The organism is Paenibacillus sp. GCM10027628 (assembly GCF_042676385.1).
Taxonomy (GTDB): domain Bacteria; phylum Bacillota; class Bacilli; order Paenibacillales; family NBRC-103111; genus Paenibacillus_E.
In genome coordinates this window covers 61,933-81,220 of record NZ_JBHTHA010000011.1, presented here as the reverse complement: position 1 = coordinate 81,220, position 19,288 = coordinate 61,933, and the positions used below count along the sequence as shown (strand labels likewise).

General features: G+C 48.0%; 17 protein-coding genes. 15 read left to right on the top strand and 2 right to left on the bottom strand.

Features of this window, described 5'->3' with window-relative positions; genetic code table 11:
- Positions 1-6 precede the first annotated feature (6 nt).
- The 9 genes from bshA to ACFQZT_RS11845 all read left to right on the top strand — a co-directional run bounded on the left by bshA (position 7) and on the right by ACFQZT_RS11845 (position 10,213).
- Positions 7-1,179, top strand: a complete 1,173-nt coding sequence (bshA, locus tag ACFQZT_RS11885) for an N-acetyl-alpha-D-glucosaminyl L-malate synthase BshA (protein WP_379299938.1) — start codon at positions 7-9, stop codon at positions 1,177-1,179.
- 39 nt (positions 1,180-1,218) lie between these two features.
- The gene (locus ACFQZT_RS11880) at positions 1,219-2,550 is read left to right on the top strand and encodes a CCA tRNA nucleotidyltransferase (RefSeq protein WP_379299936.1); all 1,332 of its coding nucleotides are present in this window, start codon (positions 1,219-1,221) and stop codon (positions 2,548-2,550) included.
- A 45-nt stretch (positions 2,551-2,595) separates the two neighbouring features.
- Positions 2,596-3,564: a biotin--[acetyl-CoA-carboxylase] ligase gene (locus tag ACFQZT_RS11875; protein ID WP_379299934.1), complete on the top strand. Its 969-nt coding sequence runs from the start codon at positions 2,596-2,598 to the stop codon at positions 3,562-3,564.
- A 236-nt stretch (positions 3,565-3,800) separates the two neighbouring features.
- The gene (gene panB / locus ACFQZT_RS11870) at positions 3,801-4,655 is read left to right on the top strand and encodes a 3-methyl-2-oxobutanoate hydroxymethyltransferase (protein WP_379299932.1); all 855 of its coding nucleotides are present in this window, start codon (positions 3,801-3,803) and stop codon (positions 4,653-4,655) included.
- 26 nt (positions 4,656-4,681) lie between these two features.
- Positions 4,682-5,551: a pantoate--beta-alanine ligase gene (panC, locus tag ACFQZT_RS11865; protein WP_379300445.1), complete on the top strand. Its 870-nt coding sequence runs from the start codon at positions 4,682-4,684 to the stop codon at positions 5,549-5,551.
- Positions 5,552-5,556: 5 nt separating this feature from the next.
- Positions 5,557-5,940, top strand: a complete 384-nt coding sequence (panD, locus tag ACFQZT_RS11860) for an aspartate 1-decarboxylase (protein ID WP_379299930.1) — start codon at positions 5,557-5,559, stop codon at positions 5,938-5,940.
- Between the two features lie 98 nt (positions 5,941-6,038).
- Complete coding sequence (locus ACFQZT_RS11855) at positions 6,039-6,632, top strand: tetratricopeptide repeat protein (protein WP_379299928.1); 594 nt, start codon at positions 6,039-6,041, stop codon at positions 6,630-6,632.
- A gap of 96 nt (positions 6,633-6,728) precedes the next feature.
- Positions 6,729-9,596: an ATP-dependent DNA helicase DinG gene (gene dinG, locus ACFQZT_RS11850; RefSeq protein ID WP_379299926.1), complete on the top strand. Its 2,868-nt coding sequence runs from the start codon at positions 6,729-6,731 to the stop codon at positions 9,594-9,596.
- Complete coding sequence (locus ACFQZT_RS11845) at positions 9,593-10,213, top strand: redox-sensing transcriptional repressor Rex (RefSeq protein WP_379299924.1); 621 nt, start codon at positions 9,593-9,595, stop codon at positions 10,211-10,213. The genes dinG and ACFQZT_RS11845 overlap by 4 nt, the downstream gene beginning before the upstream one ends.
- A gap of 514 nt (positions 10,214-10,727) precedes the next feature.
- On the opposite strand, the gene ACFQZT_RS11840 is transcribed toward ACFQZT_RS11845, so the two are convergent.
- Both ACFQZT_RS11840 and ACFQZT_RS11835 read right to left on the bottom strand, forming a co-directional pair.
- Positions 10,728-11,729 (bottom strand): inorganic phosphate transporter, encoded by a 1,002-nt coding sequence (locus tag ACFQZT_RS11840; protein WP_379299922.1) that lies wholly within the window; start codon positions 11,727-11,729, stop codon positions 10,728-10,730.
- Positions 11,730-11,831: 102 nt separating this feature from the next.
- The gene (locus ACFQZT_RS11835; RefSeq protein ID WP_379299920.1) at positions 11,832-12,458 is read right to left on the bottom strand and encodes a DUF47 domain-containing protein; all 627 of its coding nucleotides are present in this window, start codon (positions 12,456-12,458) and stop codon (positions 11,832-11,834) included.
- Positions 12,459-12,704: 246 nt separating this feature from the next.
- Between ACFQZT_RS11835 and ACFQZT_RS11830 the strand changes: the two genes are divergently transcribed.
- The 6 genes from ACFQZT_RS11830 (at position 12,705) to ACFQZT_RS11805 (ending at position 19,272) form a co-directional block, all read left to right on the top strand.
- Entirely contained in the window at positions 12,705-14,000 is a 1,296-nt protein-coding gene (locus ACFQZT_RS11830; protein ID WP_379299918.1) for an amidohydrolase, read from the top strand.
- A 23-nt stretch (positions 14,001-14,023) separates the two neighbouring features.
- Positions 14,024-14,512 (top strand): cell wall elongation regulator TseB-like domain-containing protein, encoded by a 489-nt coding sequence (locus ACFQZT_RS11825; RefSeq protein WP_379299916.1) that lies wholly within the window; start codon positions 14,024-14,026, stop codon positions 14,510-14,512.
- Between the two features lie 130 nt (positions 14,513-14,642).
- Positions 14,643-15,176 (top strand): hypothetical protein, encoded by a 534-nt coding sequence (locus tag ACFQZT_RS11820; protein WP_379299913.1) that lies wholly within the window; start codon positions 14,643-14,645, stop codon positions 15,174-15,176.
- On the top strand, positions 15,169-16,674 hold the full coding sequence (locus ACFQZT_RS11815) for an AAA family ATPase (RefSeq protein WP_379299911.1): 1,506 nt from the start codon (positions 15,169-15,171) through the stop codon (positions 16,672-16,674). The genes ACFQZT_RS11820 and ACFQZT_RS11815 overlap by 8 nt, the downstream gene beginning before the upstream one ends.
- A gap of 520 nt (positions 16,675-17,194) precedes the next feature.
- Entirely contained in the window at positions 17,195-18,067 is an 873-nt protein-coding gene (locus ACFQZT_RS11810; RefSeq protein ID WP_379299909.1) for a 3-hydroxyacyl-CoA dehydrogenase family protein, read from the top strand.
- Complete coding sequence (locus tag ACFQZT_RS11805) at positions 18,064-19,272, top strand: acetate/propionate family kinase (protein ID WP_379299907.1); 1,209 nt, start codon at positions 18,064-18,066, stop codon at positions 19,270-19,272. The genes ACFQZT_RS11810 and ACFQZT_RS11805 overlap by 4 nt, the downstream gene beginning before the upstream one ends.
- Positions 19,273-19,288 lie beyond the last annotated feature (16 nt).

Sequence of the window (19,288 nt, the reverse complement as noted above, 5' to 3'; positions counted from 1 at the left end):
AAGGCTATGAACGAGAAGCTGAAAATTGGGATTACCTGCTACCCGACATTGGGGGGCTCCGGCGTTGTGGCGACGGAACTCGGAAAATTGCTCGCCGAGAAAGGGCATGAAGTGCACTTTATAACGCACAGTATGCCATTTCGTCTTGGCAAGTTTCATAAAAATATTTTTTATCATGAGGTGGAAGTGAGTGAATACTACGTATTCCGTTATCCGCCCTATGACCTTTCACTGGCAAGTAAGCTGGCTCAGGTCGCAAAGATGGAAGACTTGGATCTCCTGCATGTGCATTATGCGATCCCGCATGCGGTGTGTGCGCTCCTCGCCAAACAAATGATCGGCAGTAAGCTGAAAGTTGTGACGACGCTGCATGGAACCGATATTACTGTGCTAGGTCAGGATCAATCTATCTCCGATTTGATTCGCTATGCGATCAATGAGAGCGATGCGGTTACGGCGGTCTCGAAAGATTTGATCAAGGAAACGAGAGAATCGCTTGCTATCGACCGGGATATTGATCTCGCTTACAATTTTGTGGATAAACGTGTTTATTATCCCCGGGATATTTCCAAGCTAAGAGGAGAGTTTGCAAGACCGGATGAGAAAATTCTCATTCATATTTCGAACTTCAGACCTGTGAAGCGTGTGCAGGATGTCGTCGATATTTTTGCCAAGGTTAGCCAGAAATTGCCGTCCCGTCTATTGTTTGTCGGGGAAGGGCCGGATTTGTCCAAAATCATATCGAAAGTGAAGGAGCTTGGCTTATCGGATAAAGTCACGTTCTGCGGCAAGCAGGACGATGTGGCTCAAGTGATTTCACTTGCAGATGTGATGCTTTTGCCGTCTGAGAAGGAAAGTTTCGGTCTGGTCGCGCTTGAGGCGATGGCTTGCGGCGTGCCGACAGTCGCTTCGAATGCCGGAGGTATTCCTGAACTTATCACGCACGGAGAAACCGGCTATTTAGCGGAAACCGGGGATACCGATACGATGGCGCAGCACGTCATTCATTTGCTCAGCAATCAGGAGCATTATGACCAAGTTGTTCAGAATTGTTTGTACCGTGCTCGTCAAACCTTCTGTAATGATATAACTACGGTACATTATGAAGAAATCTATTATCGCGTACTGGGAAGAGAGTTGCCGGAATCACACCGCATCACGGCTTCGTCCTGTCAGTAGGAGTTAACGCGAATAGCCGATTAGGAGTTCGAATGATAAATGTCCGATCGTCTTGAAAATCATATTATGGAACGCGGAGCTGCTCATGTACTCACAGCTCTAACAACTGCAGGTTATGAAGCCTATCTCGTTGGTGGCTGTGTGCGTGATGCCGTACTAAAGAGACCCATCAAGGATATCGATATTGCCACCTCCGCGCTGCCGGAGCAGGTGATGGCCTGTTTCAAGCGAACGGCGCCGACAGGACTGCAGCACGGAACCGTAACCGTCATCCTGGAACAGGGGACGTACGAGGTGACGACGTTCCGCAAGGAGGCGCAGTACGAAGGTTTCCGCCGCCCGGCATCCGTCGAGTATATTTCGGACTTGACGGAAGACCTTAGGCGGCGTGATTTTACGATGAACGCCATGGCGATGGACATGGCGGGCGTAGTACTGGATCTTTTTGGCGGGCAAAAGGATCTTAGCTCTGGCATCCTCCGCTGCGTCGGGGTAGCGGAGGAGCGGTTCGGCGAAGATGCGCTGCGCATGCTTCGCTGCATTCGCTTTGCCTCGACCTATAACCTGGAGGTCGAGGCAAAGACATGGCAGGCGCTGCTCACGCAAGCTCCGCTGCTGCGCCACATCGCCATGGAGCGCGTGCGCAGCGAGCTCCAGCGCATGGTCGAAGGCCCAGCCCCGGCACGGGCTGTGCGCCTGCTCCTCGCGAGCCGCCTGACGGCAAATCTCAAAAAGCAGCTGCCGCTGCCTTTTGAGATTTGGCTCGCGCACGATGACGCGCTGGACGCCGTCAGCGCGCTGCCCGATCAGCAGGCACGCTGGGCGCTGCTGCTGATGCTCCTGGAGACGCCGTCGGACACCGTCCGCACGGCGCTCCAGGAGCTGACCTTCTCCCGCGCCGACACGGACGCGGTAGTGGCTGTGCTGGGGCTGCGCGAGTGGCTGGCCGCGCAGCTGCAAGACGGCGGCGGCGATCCGCAGGACGCCGCCGTCCAGCCAGACCCGGCGCGGCTAGCGCGGGTCTGGAAGCTTGGCGCGGTGCGCCGCGGCATTGCTGCGGCGCGCACGCTGTTGCAGGTGCTGCGGGCGCTGCCGCAGCAGCCGTCAGATGCGCGCGGCGAGCTAGCGCGCTTCTGGGAGGCCGTCGTGCCGCTGATTGTGCGGCACGGAGCCGACTGGCTGAGCGAGATTCACAGCTTCAGCCTAAAAGAGCTCGCCGTATCCGGCACGGACGTGACCGAAGCGCTCGGCATGAAGCCGGGCCCATGGATGGGCCCATTGTTGCAGCAGCTTCTTGAAGGCGTCGCGCTTGGCGAGCTGCCGAATGAACGCGAACCGCTTTTACACGCCGCGCGCGATGCTAGCAAGTAGCGTCGGCGCGGTTCTTGAATTTATATAGATCGTGAGTGATTGTTGATGAACGAACGGATCTTGCAATTGTTTGCCGAACATCCGGACGCCTATGTCTCCGGTGAGGAGATCAGCCGTGCGCTGAACGTAAGCCGGACTGCAATTTGGAAACATATCGAAGCACTGCGTCAGGCCGGTTACGAGTTTGAGGCTGCTCCTCGCAAGGGGTATAGACTGATTAGCAAGCCTGATAAATGGAATGTTTCAGAGCTGCTAGCCGGACTGAAGACGAAATCATTAGGGAAGCAGCTGCATGTATATGGCGAAGTGGATTCCACCCAGACGATTGCTCATCAGCTCGTCGCCTCAGGGGCGCCTGAAGGCACGTTGGTGCTGGCTGAGACACAGACGGCAGGCAGGGGCCGAATGGGGCGCAAATGGCATTCTCCTGCGGGTAAAGGGATATGGATGAGTCTGGTGCTAACACCGCGCATCCCGGTTTATTTTATGCCGCAACTCACTTTGCTTTGCGCAGTTGCCCTTTGCCGTTCGATTCAAAAGGTAGTCAAGGTTGATATTGGCATCAAATGGCCGAATGACCTGCTCATAGGCGGGAAAAAAGTAAGCGGCATTCTCTTGGAAAGCAGCGGCGAAGACGAACGGTTGAAATATGTTATTGCCGGAATCGGGATCAGCGCTAATCTGAAGGTTGAGGATTACCCCGAGGAGCTTCGTTCCATTGCAACATCGCTGGCCATAGAATCCGGAACGGATATTGTCCGGGAACAACTGGTACAAGCTTTCCTCATTGAGTTCGAAGAGCTATATGGACTTTATATCGATAAAGGCTTTGTACCCATTCGGCTTCTCTGGGAAGCGCTAAGCGTAACCCTCAATCGGCCGATACGCACACATTCACCCTCCGGCTTTGTTGAAGGCATGGCGGAATCACTCGATGACTCAGGGGCTTTAACGGTAATCACTGAAACAGGGGACAAGGTAAAGATATATTCGGGCGACATCGAGCTGAAGTAAGGGGTACCATAAATAAGCAACATTTGGTATACTAGAGCCATGAGGCGGTATCCTTAGGGAATTGCACTCAAGACTCATGTCAAGGCAACAATGGAATACTACTTGAAACAAGATGCTGGATTCTGCTCTGAGCCTTAAGGGACCGAGACAGAAGGATCATTGGATTCTTTCTGCATGCGCTCCTTTTAGCTCCTAGCTAAAAGGTTTTTTCATTTTATAGGAAAGCTGGGATACGCATGGAACAACGCAAACCGTTAACAACCGCTAGGATGAGAAAGATGAAACAGGATGGTGTCCCGATTACGATGGTAACGGCCTACGATTATCCGTCGGCTAAGCTCTCGGAAGAAGCGGGTGTCGATGTGATTCTTGTTGGAGATTCCCTCGGTAATGTCGTATTGGGTTACGATTCAACGCTTCCTGTAACACTCGATGATATGGTGTATCATACCCGCGCGGCAGTGAGAGGGGCGAGCAACACTTTTGTTGTTGCCGATATGCCGTTCTTGACCTATCACAGCAGCTTGGACGTGACGTTAAAAGGCGTTGCTCGTCTAATGCAGGAAGGTGGGGCGAAAGCGGTCAAGCTCGAAGGCGGAGTCGAAATTGCGCCAACTGTGGAAGCGATTGCCAAAGCAGGTGTACCTGTGGTAGGACATCTTGGACTTACCCCTCAGTCGGTGCATCAGATCGGCGGGTTCCGCGTTCAAGGCCGGAGCTCTGAGCAAGCGGAGAAACTGATGAGCGATGCGAAAGCCATTGAGCAAGCTGGAGCTTGCATGGTTGTTCTGGAGCTGGTAACCGAAGAGCTAGCGACGTGGATTACGAAGGAATTATCGATTCCAACGATTGGGATCGGCTCTGGGGTTCACTGCGATGGACAGGTACTTGTCTTTCATGACCTTCTCCAGTATGGAAGCGCCAGCGCTCCCAGAAAGTTTGTAAAAACATACGCGAATATTGGGGAAACTATTCGTGAAGGCATTCGTGAATATGTGCAGGAAGTAAAATCGCGTGCTTTCCCTGCGCCGGAAAATACATTTCATATGGATAATGACGTCGTTCAATATTTGTACGGGGATAAGGAGTAATGGCCGCTATGAAAGCTGTTCAAACGATGGAAGTGATACAGTCAATCGCCGATTTGCGTGCCCGAATTCGCTCATATCGACGTAAAAACGACCAGTCCGTCGGGTTTGTACCGACGATGGGATTTTTACATGAAGGGCATGCCAGTCTAATTCGCAAAGCGCGCGAACAAAGCGGGCTTGTCGTGTTAAGCATTTTCGTTAATCCGCTGCAATTCGGACCAAATGAAGATTTTGAGCGTTATCCGCGGAATGCGGAGCGTGATTTGCAGGTGGCGGAAGCCGCGGGAGTCGATATCGTCTTTATGCCGGATGTCAAAGAGATGTATCCGGGACCGATGCGGACAAATGTAAGTGTGACGGGGCTTACATCCAGATTATGCGGCGCATCGCGGCCAGGTCATTTTGATGGAGTAGCAACGGTCGTGAGTAAGTTATTCAACATTGTACAGCCGGATCAGGCATTCTTCGGGTTAAAGGATGCGCAGCAGGTCGCTGTTATTCAGCAAATGGTGAATGACCTCAATATGCCAGTGGAGATTATACCTTGTCCCACACTTCGTGAGTCTGATGGTCTGGCCATGAGCTCCAGAAATGTGTACTTAAGCGACGAAGAGCGTAAGCAGGCTCTGGTACTGTCACAAGCACTGCAGAAAGCGAAAGATTATGTGCAAGCCAATGCAAATTTTACGGCAGTCGAACTGAATCGTTTGGTTAATGAGCATATTGCAACAGCTCCTCTTGCCAAAATTGACTATGTAGAGGTGTTGGAATATCCAACATTGGAACCTTTTGAAAGCAGCTATCTTTCTGATCTTTCCTCCATTATTATTGCTTTGGCCGTTAAATTCGGGAACACCCGTCTCATTGATAATTTGATTCTACCAGTTGGGAAGTGACAGCTATGTTTCGTACGATGATGAAAGCCAAAATTCACCGTGCCACAGTGACAGAGGCAAATTTGAACTATATAGGCAGTATTACAATTGACGAAGATTTAATCGATTTGGTGGATATGTATCCGAACGAAAAGGTGCAGATCGTCAATAACAACAACGGCGCTCGTCTTGAAACCTATATTATCCCGGGTCCGCGCGGCTCGGGTGTTATCTGCTTGAACGGAGCCGCAGCGCGTTTAGTGCAAACAGGAGATACGGTAATCATTATGTCCTATGCGATGATGACCGACGAAGAGGCCAAGAAACATCAACCGACCATAGCTATTTTGGGAGCGAACAACAAAGTCGCTCAATTGCTCAAAGAAGAGGAGCACTCTACCGTTCTTTAACAACTTCATTGAACCCTCTTTCGCTAACTCCCATGCATGAAAAGGACACTGTTTACAAAGAATGAGGATAAGCTTTCGAAGTAAAGGTGGGATGCCAAATGTTTAAGCATTTATTTTCCACAATGAACGAAGTTTTGGAAGAAATCCAAAAGGAATATCCGAATAGTGCCGGGGAGAAAAAAGCGGAACTTGATGAGCAATTGCAAGTGTTAAAAACGATGAGCGACGAATTCATTGAAGCTTGGCTGCTATTTGAGGAGAAGCTGGGAAAGTTTTATGGGGCTGTTCCGATCAGCACCCAAACTCTTCATAATGAACTTATGGAACTGGATTTGTCCGGCAAGCAAACGGACGAGTTTACAAAGGGACAAGGGTATTACAAACTGAATATGTATGACCAGGCGATTCAAGAATTTGAAGCGCTGATCCGGTTGCAGCCTGATTTCATGTTGGCACGCATTTATTTGGCCATGGGGTATCTGCGTAAAGGGGAATACGGGGATGCATACCGGCATTTTCAGTTTCTCTTGCCCTTAACCGACAATATGAAGATGAAGGCCATCTCTTACAATGCAATGGGCTGTATTCAAGTTCAAAATCAAAATTTGGAGAAGGCGTTCGAATATTTTCAAAAAGCGTATCATACCGACCCCTCCTGCATGGAACCGTTAATTAATTTGGACGAATCGTAAATTGGAAGTCGTAGGAAATGAACAAGGTATTCCCTTTTCCTGATCAGATTTGGTATGCTAGGAGAAGCGCAGGACGAAGGGATTGAAATTCACGTCATGAAATTTGCAGTATTGGATTTTGAAACAACTGGAAGCGGACAGTCGGATGAAATCATCCAGGTCGGGCTTGTCATTATAGATCAATTTCAAATCGTAGACAGGTATACTTCTCTGGTGAACCCGGGGATCGGTATACCTTCTTCGATTACAACATTAACAGGGATTACGGACGACATGGTGAAGGATGCGCCTTCTTTGGATCAAGTCATGTCGGATATGTTTCCGCTATTATTCGATAGCGTGCTAGTAGGACATCATGTTCCGTTCGATCTGTCTTTCCTGCAACGTGGTTTGACCAAGACCGGTTACCCGCCATTTTCAGGCCGTGTACTGGATACAATGGATATGCTTCGCATTTTGTTTCCATCCATTTCCAGTCTGCAATTGAGTATGGTGGCCGGTTTATTTGGTTTGGACCATGAGCGCCCTCATCAAGCGGACAGCGATGCGGAAGTTACGGCATTGATTTGGATTATTTGTATGGAAAGGCTGCTGGGATTACCGCTTCTGACGGTGCAGCGCTTAAACCATATTTTTGAAAGCGGCGCTAGCGATTTAGGTTGGTTTATCGATGAAATTCGTTTATTTAAAGAGTCGGAGACGAGTGTGGACGTCGATGTTCATCGATATTTCCGGCAATTTACGCTGAATGTAAACGATTGGGGCGAAGAAGAGGATCTGCGTAAAGGTGAGGATGTCGGACAACTGCTAGGCGCTTCCTTTACCGAGTTTCACCAAGGGTTGAAAGACGCGCTCCGGCAAAAATTCGAGGTGTTCGAGGAACGGGAATCTCAAGAGCAAATGATCCGAGAGGTGGAGCAATCCTTGCGGATGGATCAGCATCTTATGATTGAAGCGGGTACAGGCACCGGCAAATCGCTTGGCTATTTAATTCCCTCCTTGTACTACGGGATCAAGCACGATAAGAAAGTAATTGTCTCCACGCATACGATCAATCTTCAAGAGCAGCTCCGCGAGCGAGACATTCCTTTGTTGAAAGAGATTTTCCCAGTGGACTTTAAAGCAGCCGTTCTTAAAGGAAGAAGCCATTATCTTTGTTTGCGCAAGTTCGAGAACAAGTTGACAACGCGAGATTACGAGCACGGCAAGGAAGACCCGATAACTGCGGCGCAGATGGTCGTTTGGTTAAGTGAGACGGAGTATGGCGACGAAGAAGAGCTGCATTTTGGCAATAAAGGGGCCCAATTTTGGTATTCGGTAGCAAGCGATACGGATTCGTGCTTGAATCGGATGTGTCCTTGGTTCAAGAAGTGCTTCTATCACCGGGCCCGGAACGACGCAAATACAGCTGACGTGGTTATTACGAACCACTCGCTGCTATTCACGGACATGAAGGCGGAAAATCGGCTTTTGCCTGCATACAAGCATCTGGTCATCGATGAGGCCCACCACTTCGAGGAAGTGGCTAGCAAGCATCTTGGCATCGAACTGCATGCAGCTGCTTTTTATAACACGATGCAATGGCTTTACAAAGATAATCGCAGCGGCCAACTGCCGATGCTTCGTTTCCGGTTGCAAAAAAATGACGATCATCCGGAACGCGTCGCGGCATGGAGCGAGTCGATTGATGCTCAGCTCCCGAAGCTCATCAAGATCAAAGAGGACTGGGATAGGCTCAGCGAATCGCTATACGAACTACTCTCTTCCAAAAGCGATCCTTCCCAATCGGAGAGTTCGCAATATGTGCTTCGCATGAAACCTGAGACGCTGCCGGCAAACTGGAACGAGCTTCTTATGATGGAGGATAACATCTATCTGAATGCGAATGAGGTGCTGCGATCCTTAGACAAGATACTAAGTGAGATTAAGGATATGCAGGATGTGTTCGAAGTCCAAGGCTTGGTTACTGATCTTAATGGAACGGTTAAGGAGCTTTACAACCACCGCGACGCGCTTCACTTTTTCATGAAGATGGCAGATGAAGGTTATGTCTATTGGATGGAAGCCGGCACATACTCGAAGGCGAGGTCGTTGCAGCTTATATGTGTGCCTACGGACGTAAGCTCACTCTTACAGCAGCATTTTTTTGAAACGAAAGACAGTATCATCCTAACTTCGGCCACTTTATCGGTAAATAAATCTTTTCAATACTCTGCCGACCAGCTCGGTCTGCATATTCCTCAAGATGAAGAGAGAGGGAAGTTGAAAACCGTTCAGCTGCCTTCACCTTTTAATTATCGGGAACAGGCGCTTGTCGTTATTCCCCGGGATTTTCCAACGATCAAAGGTGCATCAGGCGACCCGGTTTTCATTAACGCACTTATTCAATCTCTTAGCGATGTAGCCATGGTTACGAAAGGCCGTATGCTGATCTTGTGTACATCCAATCGTATGTTAAAGCAGATTTATGCCGGCATGAAAGACATTTTGAAGCCTCATGGCATCACAGTCCTAGGGCAGGGCGTAGATAGCGGTAACCGCAGCAAGTTGACGAGAATGTTCCAAGATAACAACATGTGCGTGCTCCTGGGCACCAGTTCGTTCTGGGAAGGCGTTGACATTCCAGGTGACGCTCTTAGCTGCCTGGCGATTATCCGTTTGCCTTTTCAACCGCCTAATCATCCGTTAGTGGAAGCCAAGTGCGAGAATATCAAGAAGCGCAATGAGAATCCTTTTATGAAATTCTCGGTCCCTCAGGCCGTTATCCGCTTTAAACAAGGCTTTGGCAGGCTGGTTCGCAGAGCGTCCGATAAAGGGATTGTCATCATCTACGATACCCGAGTTATAGATACGTACTATGGCAAGCATTTCCTCTATTCGCTGCCGGGACCGAAGATTGAACATATGACCACCGAGCAAATGTTACCGAGGATTGAGCAATGGATGGGGGAGGTGCAGCAGTGAAGACGCAAAAAATATCAGAAGCGGTCGTGCGCAGATTGCCCATTTACTTACGTTTTCTCAATGAACTTGCGATGAAAAATATTATGACCGTATCGTCGCAAGATCTGGGTCAAAAGCTGGATTTGAATCCTGCGCAAATTCGTAAAGACTTAGCTTATTTCGGGGAATTCGGAAAGAAAGGCATCGGTTATGATGTGGCTTACCTAATTGAAAAAATTCGCCAGATTCTGAAGCTGGACCGTCATATTCAGGTCGCGCTCGTCGGCGCTGGCAATTTGGGTCGCGCATTGTGCAATTATAATACGTATTTACGGAATGATATGAAAATTGTCGCGGTTTTTGACGCGATGCCTAGCAAGGCTGGGGAAACGATTAACAACCTGACCGTGCAGTCCATGCAGGAAATGAAGCAAACCTTAGCTAAGCTTGGGGTGCGGATCGGCATCATTACTGTACCCGCGATAGAAGCTCAAAATGTAGCGAATCAGTTCGTGGAATGCGGAATAGAAGCTATATTGAATTTTGCTCCTGTTATCATTAAGGTTCCGCCTGAAGTACGGGTGCATCATGCCGATTTTACTACCGAGCTGCAAAGTTTGGCGTATTATTTGGATTAAAAGCAGAAAAGAAGGCACTGATCCTGCGGATCGGTGCCTTCTTTGAGCATTATAGAAGTTGGAGGGGAGGGTATCTTCCACCTAGAAAGAACTATGGTCGCTAAATAGAGAACATTTTGACGCATTTGGTGGGTCAATGACCACCAATCAGGCTTCGAACGAATAAAAGTCCATAATTAGCGAAGATTGTTCGTTATTTATGGACCTTTGTTCTTTCGAGCCCCGAAATGGCTATTTCTCCGAAATTTAGCGTCAAACTTGTATACTAATAACGACCTTCGTTCTTTGTCAAGCGGGTGAACCGAAGGTTACCCCCTCATTTTTTTGAATGTGGCCGATGGTTGCATGATGTGCATTCGAATCTACGGAAGAGCGAGCCAAAAGGAGTATTTTTAATTGAGACTTTCTCACTCTCTCGAGGGGAACTTGTTTCCCAGCGTAAAATGATATAAAAAAGGTGCAACTCGAACATATTCGAGCCTGCACCTTTTAAGCATTTTCATGAGTCTTTCCATCAGAAAATCAATCTAAAGAGCACAAAGTAAATCGAGAATGCCAATGCGATACTAATCGGAATCGTTATCACCCAGGTAATCACCATGCGTCCTACAGTTGCCCATTGAACTTCATGGAAACGCATGACACTGCCTGTTCCTATGATGGCTGAAGAGATAACATGAGTAGTCGATAATGGTTTGCCAATGTGAGTTGAGAACTGAATGACCAAAGAAGAGGTCAGATCAGCCGCGAAACCGTTGATGGGTTCGATCTTAACAATTTTGCCGGAAATGGTTTTAATAATTCGCCATCCGCCAATTGAAGTTCCTAGGCCCATGGCCAGGGCTGCTGAAATCTTAACCCACATAGGTACGTTCAAATCCGTTTGGTATCCGGCCGCCACGAGTCCAAAAACGATAATACCCATAGCTTTTTGTGCATCGTTACCACCGTGAGAATAGGATAATAATCCTGCGGACAAGATCTGAAGCGTACGGAACATTCGATTTAGTTTGGATCTTGATGTATTGCCGGACCATAAAATGATGTATTTAATAAGCACCATGATGAGATAACCCAGAACAAATGCAATAATCGGCGACAAAATCAAGATAATGATAATTTGAGTAAAACCGGACCAGTTAACGGCATGAAACCCAGCTCCGGCAATAACAGCGCCTGCAAGCGATCCAAGCAGTGTATGAGAGGAGGAGGATGGAATTCCAAAGTACCAGGTTAACAAATTCCAAATGATGGCAGCAAGTAAAGCTGCAATAACGATTTCTACGCCATGATTGATTTTGGCAGGGTTTGCGACGCTGCCGCCAACGGTTTTGGCGACTTCCGACGATACGACTGCACCGACAAAGTTTAGTGTTGCAGCCATGATGACCGCTATTTTAGGACTTAAAGCTCTTGTTGATATGGATGTAGCAATTGCATTGGCCGTATCGTGAAATCCGTTGATGAAGTCAAACAGCAGCGCAAGTGCCACGATGACGATCAGATAGGTTAACATGATTTCCTCCTAAGAGTTTTCCTTAAGGAAAACTATCTTCGTAACGTTGGCAAAGTTTTCCTGATGGAAAACGGACTTCGTAAACATAAGCAATAGCCGTTCTTAGGAATAACGAAGAACTACGCTATCTAAAATGTTGGCTACATCTTCGCATGCGTCTGTTGTCTCTTCCAAACGTTCATAGATTTCTTTCAGTTTGAAATCTTCGTATGGATCTTTACGTGCGATGAATATTTGGCGAATACCTTCACGCATTAATCGGTCTCCATCATTTTCAAGGCTATTAATGGCAACCGTATGCTCAGGAATTTGCATATATTTCTTTTTGGCCAGCAGTTTAAAAGCATCCAGCATATGTTGACAGGAGTCAACGATAACTGCCGAGAATTCTTTCATAAAAGAATCTGTGTGTGAAACATTCAGATAATCGAAACGGGCAATCGTAGCTTCAATCCCATCGGTTACATCGTCCACTTTGGAAGCTAGCTCCATAATATCTTCGCGATCTAACGGCGTAATGAATACTTTGTTCAAGCCTTTGAATATTTCGTGGGTTATAGAGTCTCCTTGATGTTCGAGATCATAAATGGCTTTGACATATTCGACAGGGGGTTTATCACCCATCATGGCCGTGCGGAACATTTGAGCGGTTTGCAGTGCGTTCTCCGCAGAACGGATAAGGAGCTGCAGAAAGTCGATATCGCCTTTTTTGGTGAATAAAGTTGTCATAAAACCCTCCTAGATTTTACTATATGTACAATTTTTCTCATCGAATCTATAAGTTAAACAGACCCATTTGTAGAAAAAACTCACGAGATTAAAAATATCATAATATTCCTACTGAAAGCAACGAGAAATCTGTGTCATTTTACAATTCGTCAACATATTCTACTTTCTTGATTTTACAGGCTTGAAGTTGTAAAGTTGAAAAAGCGATGTTTGTCTTTAGAATGAGCATAGAGAGGAATTTTTACTATGAAAAAAACATTAATTACGAACGGCACTTTCATTTCCATCAATGAGACTAAATCTACGGTTAAGGGTTGCATGGTCATCGAAGGCGACCGTATTACATACATAGGCGAGCAAGCTCCCGAACCAAAAGAGTTTTATGATGAAGCCATCGATGGAACGAACAAGCTTTATATGCCGGGGCTTGTTAACACGCATGGCCATGCGGCAATGTCATTGCTAAGGGGATATGGCGACGATTTGGCTTTGCAAATTTGGCTGGAAGAAAAGATGTGGCCGATGGAAGCGAAGTTCAGTTCCCAAGATGTGAAATGGGGCACGCTGCTGTCCATTCTTGAAATGATTAAAGGCGGCACGACAACCATCGTTGATATGTATGATCACATGAATGAAGTGGCTATGGCGATCGAGCAATCCGGGATGCGCGGATGTTTAACAAGAGGCGTTATCGGTTTGTGTCCTCGGGAAGTTCAGGATGCAAAGCTGAAAGAAGCAACGGAGTTTGCGACAAACTGGCATGGTAAAGCGGACGGACGAATTACAACGATGATGTCCCCGCATGCACCTTATACATGTCCGCCTGATTATATTGAACGTATTGTTCAAGTCGCTCATGATTTGAACCTGCCGATTCATACGCATATGTCGGAAACAAGCCGTGAAGTACAGGCCAACGTAGATCAGTACGGGCTTCGACCTGTGGCTCATTTGGAGAAAATCGGCGTTTTCTCAAGACCGACGCTAGTCGCGCATGGCGTCCACTTAACCGATGATGAAATCGATGTATTAAGACAATATGATGTACGTATCTCGCATAACCCGGGAAGCAATCTTAAACTTGCCAGCGGTGTGGCGCGAGTGCCGGAATTGCTCCGTGCTGGAGTTAAAGTTTCTCTCGGAACGGATGGCGCGGCATCTAACAACAATCTGGATATGTTCGAAGAGATGAGACTGGCCGCGCTCATTCATAAAGGCGTTTCCAGTGATCCTCTGGCTGTGCCTGCTGCCGAAGCTTTGTTAATGGGAACAAGAATGGGAGCTGAATCGATTTGGCTGGAGGACGTGGGGCAATTACTGCCTGGCATGAAAGCTGATTTCATCGCCCTGGATATCGATCAGCCGCATTTCCTGCCGAAGACGGATTTTATCTCTCATGTTGTATATTCCGCTTCTGCCAAAGATGTAGTCGACGTATGCGTTAACGGCAACTGGATTGTACGTAAAGGCGAATGCCTAACGTTAGATGAAGAAAAAATTAAACGTGAATTTGAGCAATCATTTGATAAATTACTTGGCTAATCGAAAGAAGGAGAGCGGCGCCAATGAATTGGAAAAGAACGGTGACGCTCGGCGCGTTCATCTTACTGACGCTTTGCGTAGTCCTCAGCCGCTTTTATTTATATGTTCAGAACGAGCATTGGGATGAGAATAGTAAAGCTGTGGAAACCGCATATGAAAAGACGATCTTAACTAAGGCTACGAAAGTGGAGTCGTTTTATGGCGACGAGGCATTTAAAGTCGTTTATGGCGAAGATAAAATCGGTCAACCGGTTCTGGTGTGGGTTTCCGATAAGGATGTTCACACAGAGATGGTTTCGGAAGGGTTCACCGAAGCGCAAGTGCGCGAGACCATGCTTAAAAAGGGAGCTGACTTGCAAATCATGCGTATTTTGCCAGGCAAGCTTGGTGATGAATATGTCTGGGAGGTCTTCTATAAGAAGCAGGACGACTCGGGTACGCGTTATTTTTATGATTATTATAAATTCAAAGATGGAACCTATATGGATACATATCGACTCAGCCTGCACTAGGCTGAGTTTTTGTTTGATTTGGGGTTTCCACTCATTTCATAGAGCTATTGTATATATCGCGTGATATACTTCTCGTATAGCAAGAACGACGATTTAACAAAATAGATCATAGAAAGGGGGACGTTGTCTGATGAAGCTACGTCTCTTACCTGTCGTCTTAAGTGTGATTATTTCTTCCGCAGTTTTATTCGGTGGTTGGTTTGCCTATACAAGTTTTGCGATGGAGAATCCATTATCCGATATAATCAATAAATCGCCTGGCGTTGTCAGTTCTACGATGAAGTTGGACAGCAGCCAAGTCAACATTGGACTAAGTCTCAAGTCTGATGCGAGTTTGCGTGATATTATGAACAATATCCAAACTAAAGGAGCTTCCATTATCGGGAACCGAACTTTACATGTTGATGTGACAGGCCAATCGTCTCCGAAACTGGATGCATGGTGGTCAAAAGCCTTATTTGAAGTCGCTCAAGCGATGGAAACGAAGCATTATGCGGATATTCCAACGACCTTGCAGAAATATGCGGCAAATGTCCCGAATATGAAAGTAGATAGTGAAATGGATAACACCTATGTGTATATTCGATTGACAGATGGTGAATCCACCAAATTCGTAATGCTCCCGCGAACACCTTCGCAGATAGGAGTGTGGCCGAATGAGTAAATTATATAAAGAGATTGGGATCGGTTTTGTGCCGGTTTTGCTTATCTTCTTGGCTTTTGTAGGGGTTAATATCGTTCCAATTTTGTTTGTTGCTGTATTGGGTGTTTCTTTATTTTTCATGATTCGCAGCCGCGGCGGTGTAGGCATTTCAGCTGGAGGCGGCGATCGTAAGAGTAAAAATAGGACGCCATCTTATTTGACATTTGATGAAATCGGCGGACAAGACCGTGCAAAGCGCGAGTTGATGGAAGCACTGGACTTTTTAATCAAGCATGATCAAATTCAGAAGCTGGGCATTCGACCTTTAAAAGGGATTCTGCTTACCGGTCCTCCGGGAACAGGTAAAACGCTGATGGCGAAAGCGGCGGCTCATTATACGAATTCCGTTTATATGGCGGCATCCGGCAGTGAGTTCGTAGAAATGTATGTTGGGGTCGGTGCAAGCCGGGTCCGCGACCTTTTTAAAGAAGCGAGAGCCCGTGCAGCGAAAGAAGGGAAGGAAAGCGCGATTATCTTTATCGATGAGATCGATGTCATCGGAGGTAAGCGTGACGGCGGTCAGCATCGCGAGTACGATCAAACACTAAATCAGCTCCTGACAGAGATGGACGGCATTCATACGAATGATGCGCCGCGCATTCTTATCATGGCTGCTACGAACCGTAAGGAGATGCTGGACAGTGCTCTTTTACGTCCCGGACGTTTTGACCGGCATATCGATGTGGATTTGCCAGATAAAAAAGGGCGTTTGTCGATTCTTGATATTCATGTGAAGAATAAACCATTAGCTGAAGGCGTATCGCTGGAAGCTATTGCCGAGCAAACCTTTGGATTCTCCGGCGCTCAATTGGAGAGTGTATTGAATGAAGGCGCCATTTATGCGCTTCGTGAAGAAAAAGCTGAGATTGAACAGCATCATCTGGCTTCTGCGATCGATAAAGTCATGATGGGTGAGCGTACGGATAAAGAGGCAGCTTTAGATGAAAAAGAACGTGTCGCTTATCACGAACTGGGCCATGCGATTGTTGCTGAGATCGTTCGTCCTGGGTCCGTACAGCAAGTTACCGTTAGTCCGCGCGGCAAAGCGCTGGGCTATGTGCGGCACAATCCGCCTCAAGATCATTATTTGTACACGAAAGATTACATCGAGCAACAAATTATGATCGCTTTAGGAGGAGCCGCAGCCGAAGAAATTTATTATGGCGGACGCAGTACGGGCTCCCGCAACGACTTTGAACAAGCGTTATCGATGGTCCGCAACATGATGGATTCAGGTTTAACATCGTTAGGCATCATGGACCGCGAAATGGTTACGAAGGAACAGCTGATGAAAGAAAATGCAGCGATATTGGATGCTCTTATGCTTCGTACCAAAGAGCTTTTGGAGCGGCAGCGTACCGTATTCGACCATTCCTTTGATATATTGATGAAAGAAGAAGTACTCTCGGGCGAAACGTTCCGCAAACTGATCGACTCGCATATTGCAGAGAGTGCATGAGCAAGCCGCTGACCATGGGTCAGCGGTTTTTTGCCGCATAGCAAAGGGCACAACGACAAACAGCAAGTGCGCAATTGAAGAGGTGTTTTTCATCGTTACAGGTGGCGATGGGAAATGAATTCATGTCTCTAACGATGTTTTGAATGCTTCCAGCGAGAAAAAAGAAAGCTTTGTACGCTGAGCGTAGCAGAAAAGATATTTATCATCGTTACTGACATCTGGGGATGTTGCGGTCGTGTCTCCAACGATATTTTTCATCTTTGCAGAAGAGAAGATGGAGGATTGGCATAGAAAAGTTCGTTCCCAAACGTACAGCTTTAGATAAGGAACTAGCCGCAGGTAAGATTTATCTCATATGCCCGGATCGAGCCGAGCCTAAATTGTGTCAAGGCTGCGAAATGATCATGAATGTTTCGTGTATACTAATGAAATTCATGTACAAAACTTGTATGATTAGAATGAAAAATGTTAAAGCACATAGATAATAACGGATGCAGCAGGAGAAGGAGAAACGACGACTATGACATTCAAAACCATTGGCGTAGTAGGCGGGGGAACGATGGGGCAGGGGATTGCTGAAATGTTGGCCGCTCGCAGTCTTGAGGTATTGTTAGCGGAGAAAACAATGGAAAAAGCAAACCACGCCCTGGAGATGATCACGATCAGTCTAGATAAACAGATTGAACGATGGGCGTTAACGGAAGTGGAGAAAAAGCTGATTTTGGCTAAAATAAAAATAACCGATTCTCTAGAAGACCTGGCGTCCTGCCATATGGTCATTGAAACGATTACGGAGGACTTGAATGCGAAGAAGCATGTGTTTTTCCAGCTGAATCAAATCTGTCCGCCGCCGACCATTCTGGCAAGCAACACGTCGACATTAAGCATAACGGAAATTGCCGCTGTAACGACGAATCCGGGACGAATTATCGGCCTGCATTTCCTGCATCCCGTCGCCAAGATCGATCTGGTTGAAATAATCCGGGCGATGAAAACGACGGATGACACGTTTGAGCGAACGCGGAAATTTGTCGATGAGATGATTCAAAAGAAAAGCATTAAAGTGAATGAATCGCCTGGTTTCATTACGACGAGGCTTATTTGCACGTTGATCAACGAAGCACTGCACACGCTCTCGGAAGGTGTCGCTTCTGCCGAGGATATCGATCATGCTATGCGAATCGGTTATGATTTCCGATATGGACCGCTTGAGATGTGTGACCGCTTTGGATTGGATTCCGTGCAGGCGGCGCTGGAAGGCATGTTCCGCGAGTATGGTGACATTAAATACCGTCCATCTTTTCTTTTGAAGCAAATGGTCCGCGCCGGGCATCTGGGTGTCAAGACAGGCGAAGGCTTCTTCCGTTATGACAAGGATGGTGACCGTATATGAATATCTTGGTAATCAATGCGGGAAGTTCCTCGCTAAAGTATCAGCTTTTCAACATGAAGGAAGAGACCGTCCTAGCGAAAGGGAAAGTGGAGCGCATAGGTATGGAAACGGCGATGCTGACTCATGAACCAACTGGGAAGGCCGAGGTACATGAAGTTAGTGAAATTCTAGAGCATACGACTGCGATCCGCAAAGTACTGGCCGTGCTCGTCCATCCTCAGCATGGCGTGCTTGCCTCCACCGCGGAGATCGATGCCGTCGGCCACCGTGTCGTGCACGGCGGCGAGTCGTTCAAGAGCTCCGTCCTCGTCAACGAGGACGTGCTGCGCGAGATTAAGCGGCTCTTCGACCTCGCGCCGCTGCACAACCCGGCGCATATGCTGGGCATCGCGGCGGTGGAGGCCAACATGCCGGACACGCCGCAGGCTGTCGTGTTCGACACCGCCTTCCATCAGTCAATGCCGGCGCCGGCTTACCTCTACCCGGTACCGATGGCCCTGTACCGGAAGCACAAAGTGCGCCGCTACGGGTTCCACGGCACCTCGCACAAGTACGTCAGCGAGCGTGCCGCGGCTTTTCTGGGCCGCCCGCTGGAGCAGCTCAAGCTCGTTACCTGCCATATCGGTAACGGGGCCAGCTGCGCCGCTGTTCTGGGCGGCAAGTCGGTCGATACGAGCATGGGGATGACCCCGCTCGAAGGGCTGATGATGGGCACGCGCAGCGGCGATCTGGATCCGGCCATCGTGCCCTTTGCGATGGGCAAGGAGGACCTGACGTTGGGCGAGATCAGCTCCATGCTGAACAAGCACAGCGGATTGCAAGCGATCTCCGGTATCAGCAGCGATATGCGGGAGATCGTGGAAGCGCTTGAAGCCGGCGATAAGAACGCCAAGCTGGCTTTTGACATGTATGAGTATCGGCTGCGCAAATACATCGGAGCTTATGCCGCGGCAATGAACGGCATCGACGCGATCGTATTCACGGCGGGTGTCGGAGAGAATTCCGAGCTGCTGCGCAAAACCGTCTGCGAAAGGCTGACGTTTCTTGGCGTGGAGTTCGATGACGATGCTAACCGCACGGGCAGGGGGCTAGACCGGCGTATTTCAAAGCCGGGCTCCAAGGTGGAGGTGCTGGTTATCCCCACGAACGAAGAATGGATGATTGCACGCGATACGTATGCGCTGGTGCAAGTGAAGACGAACTGATTCTTTTGTGGAAATA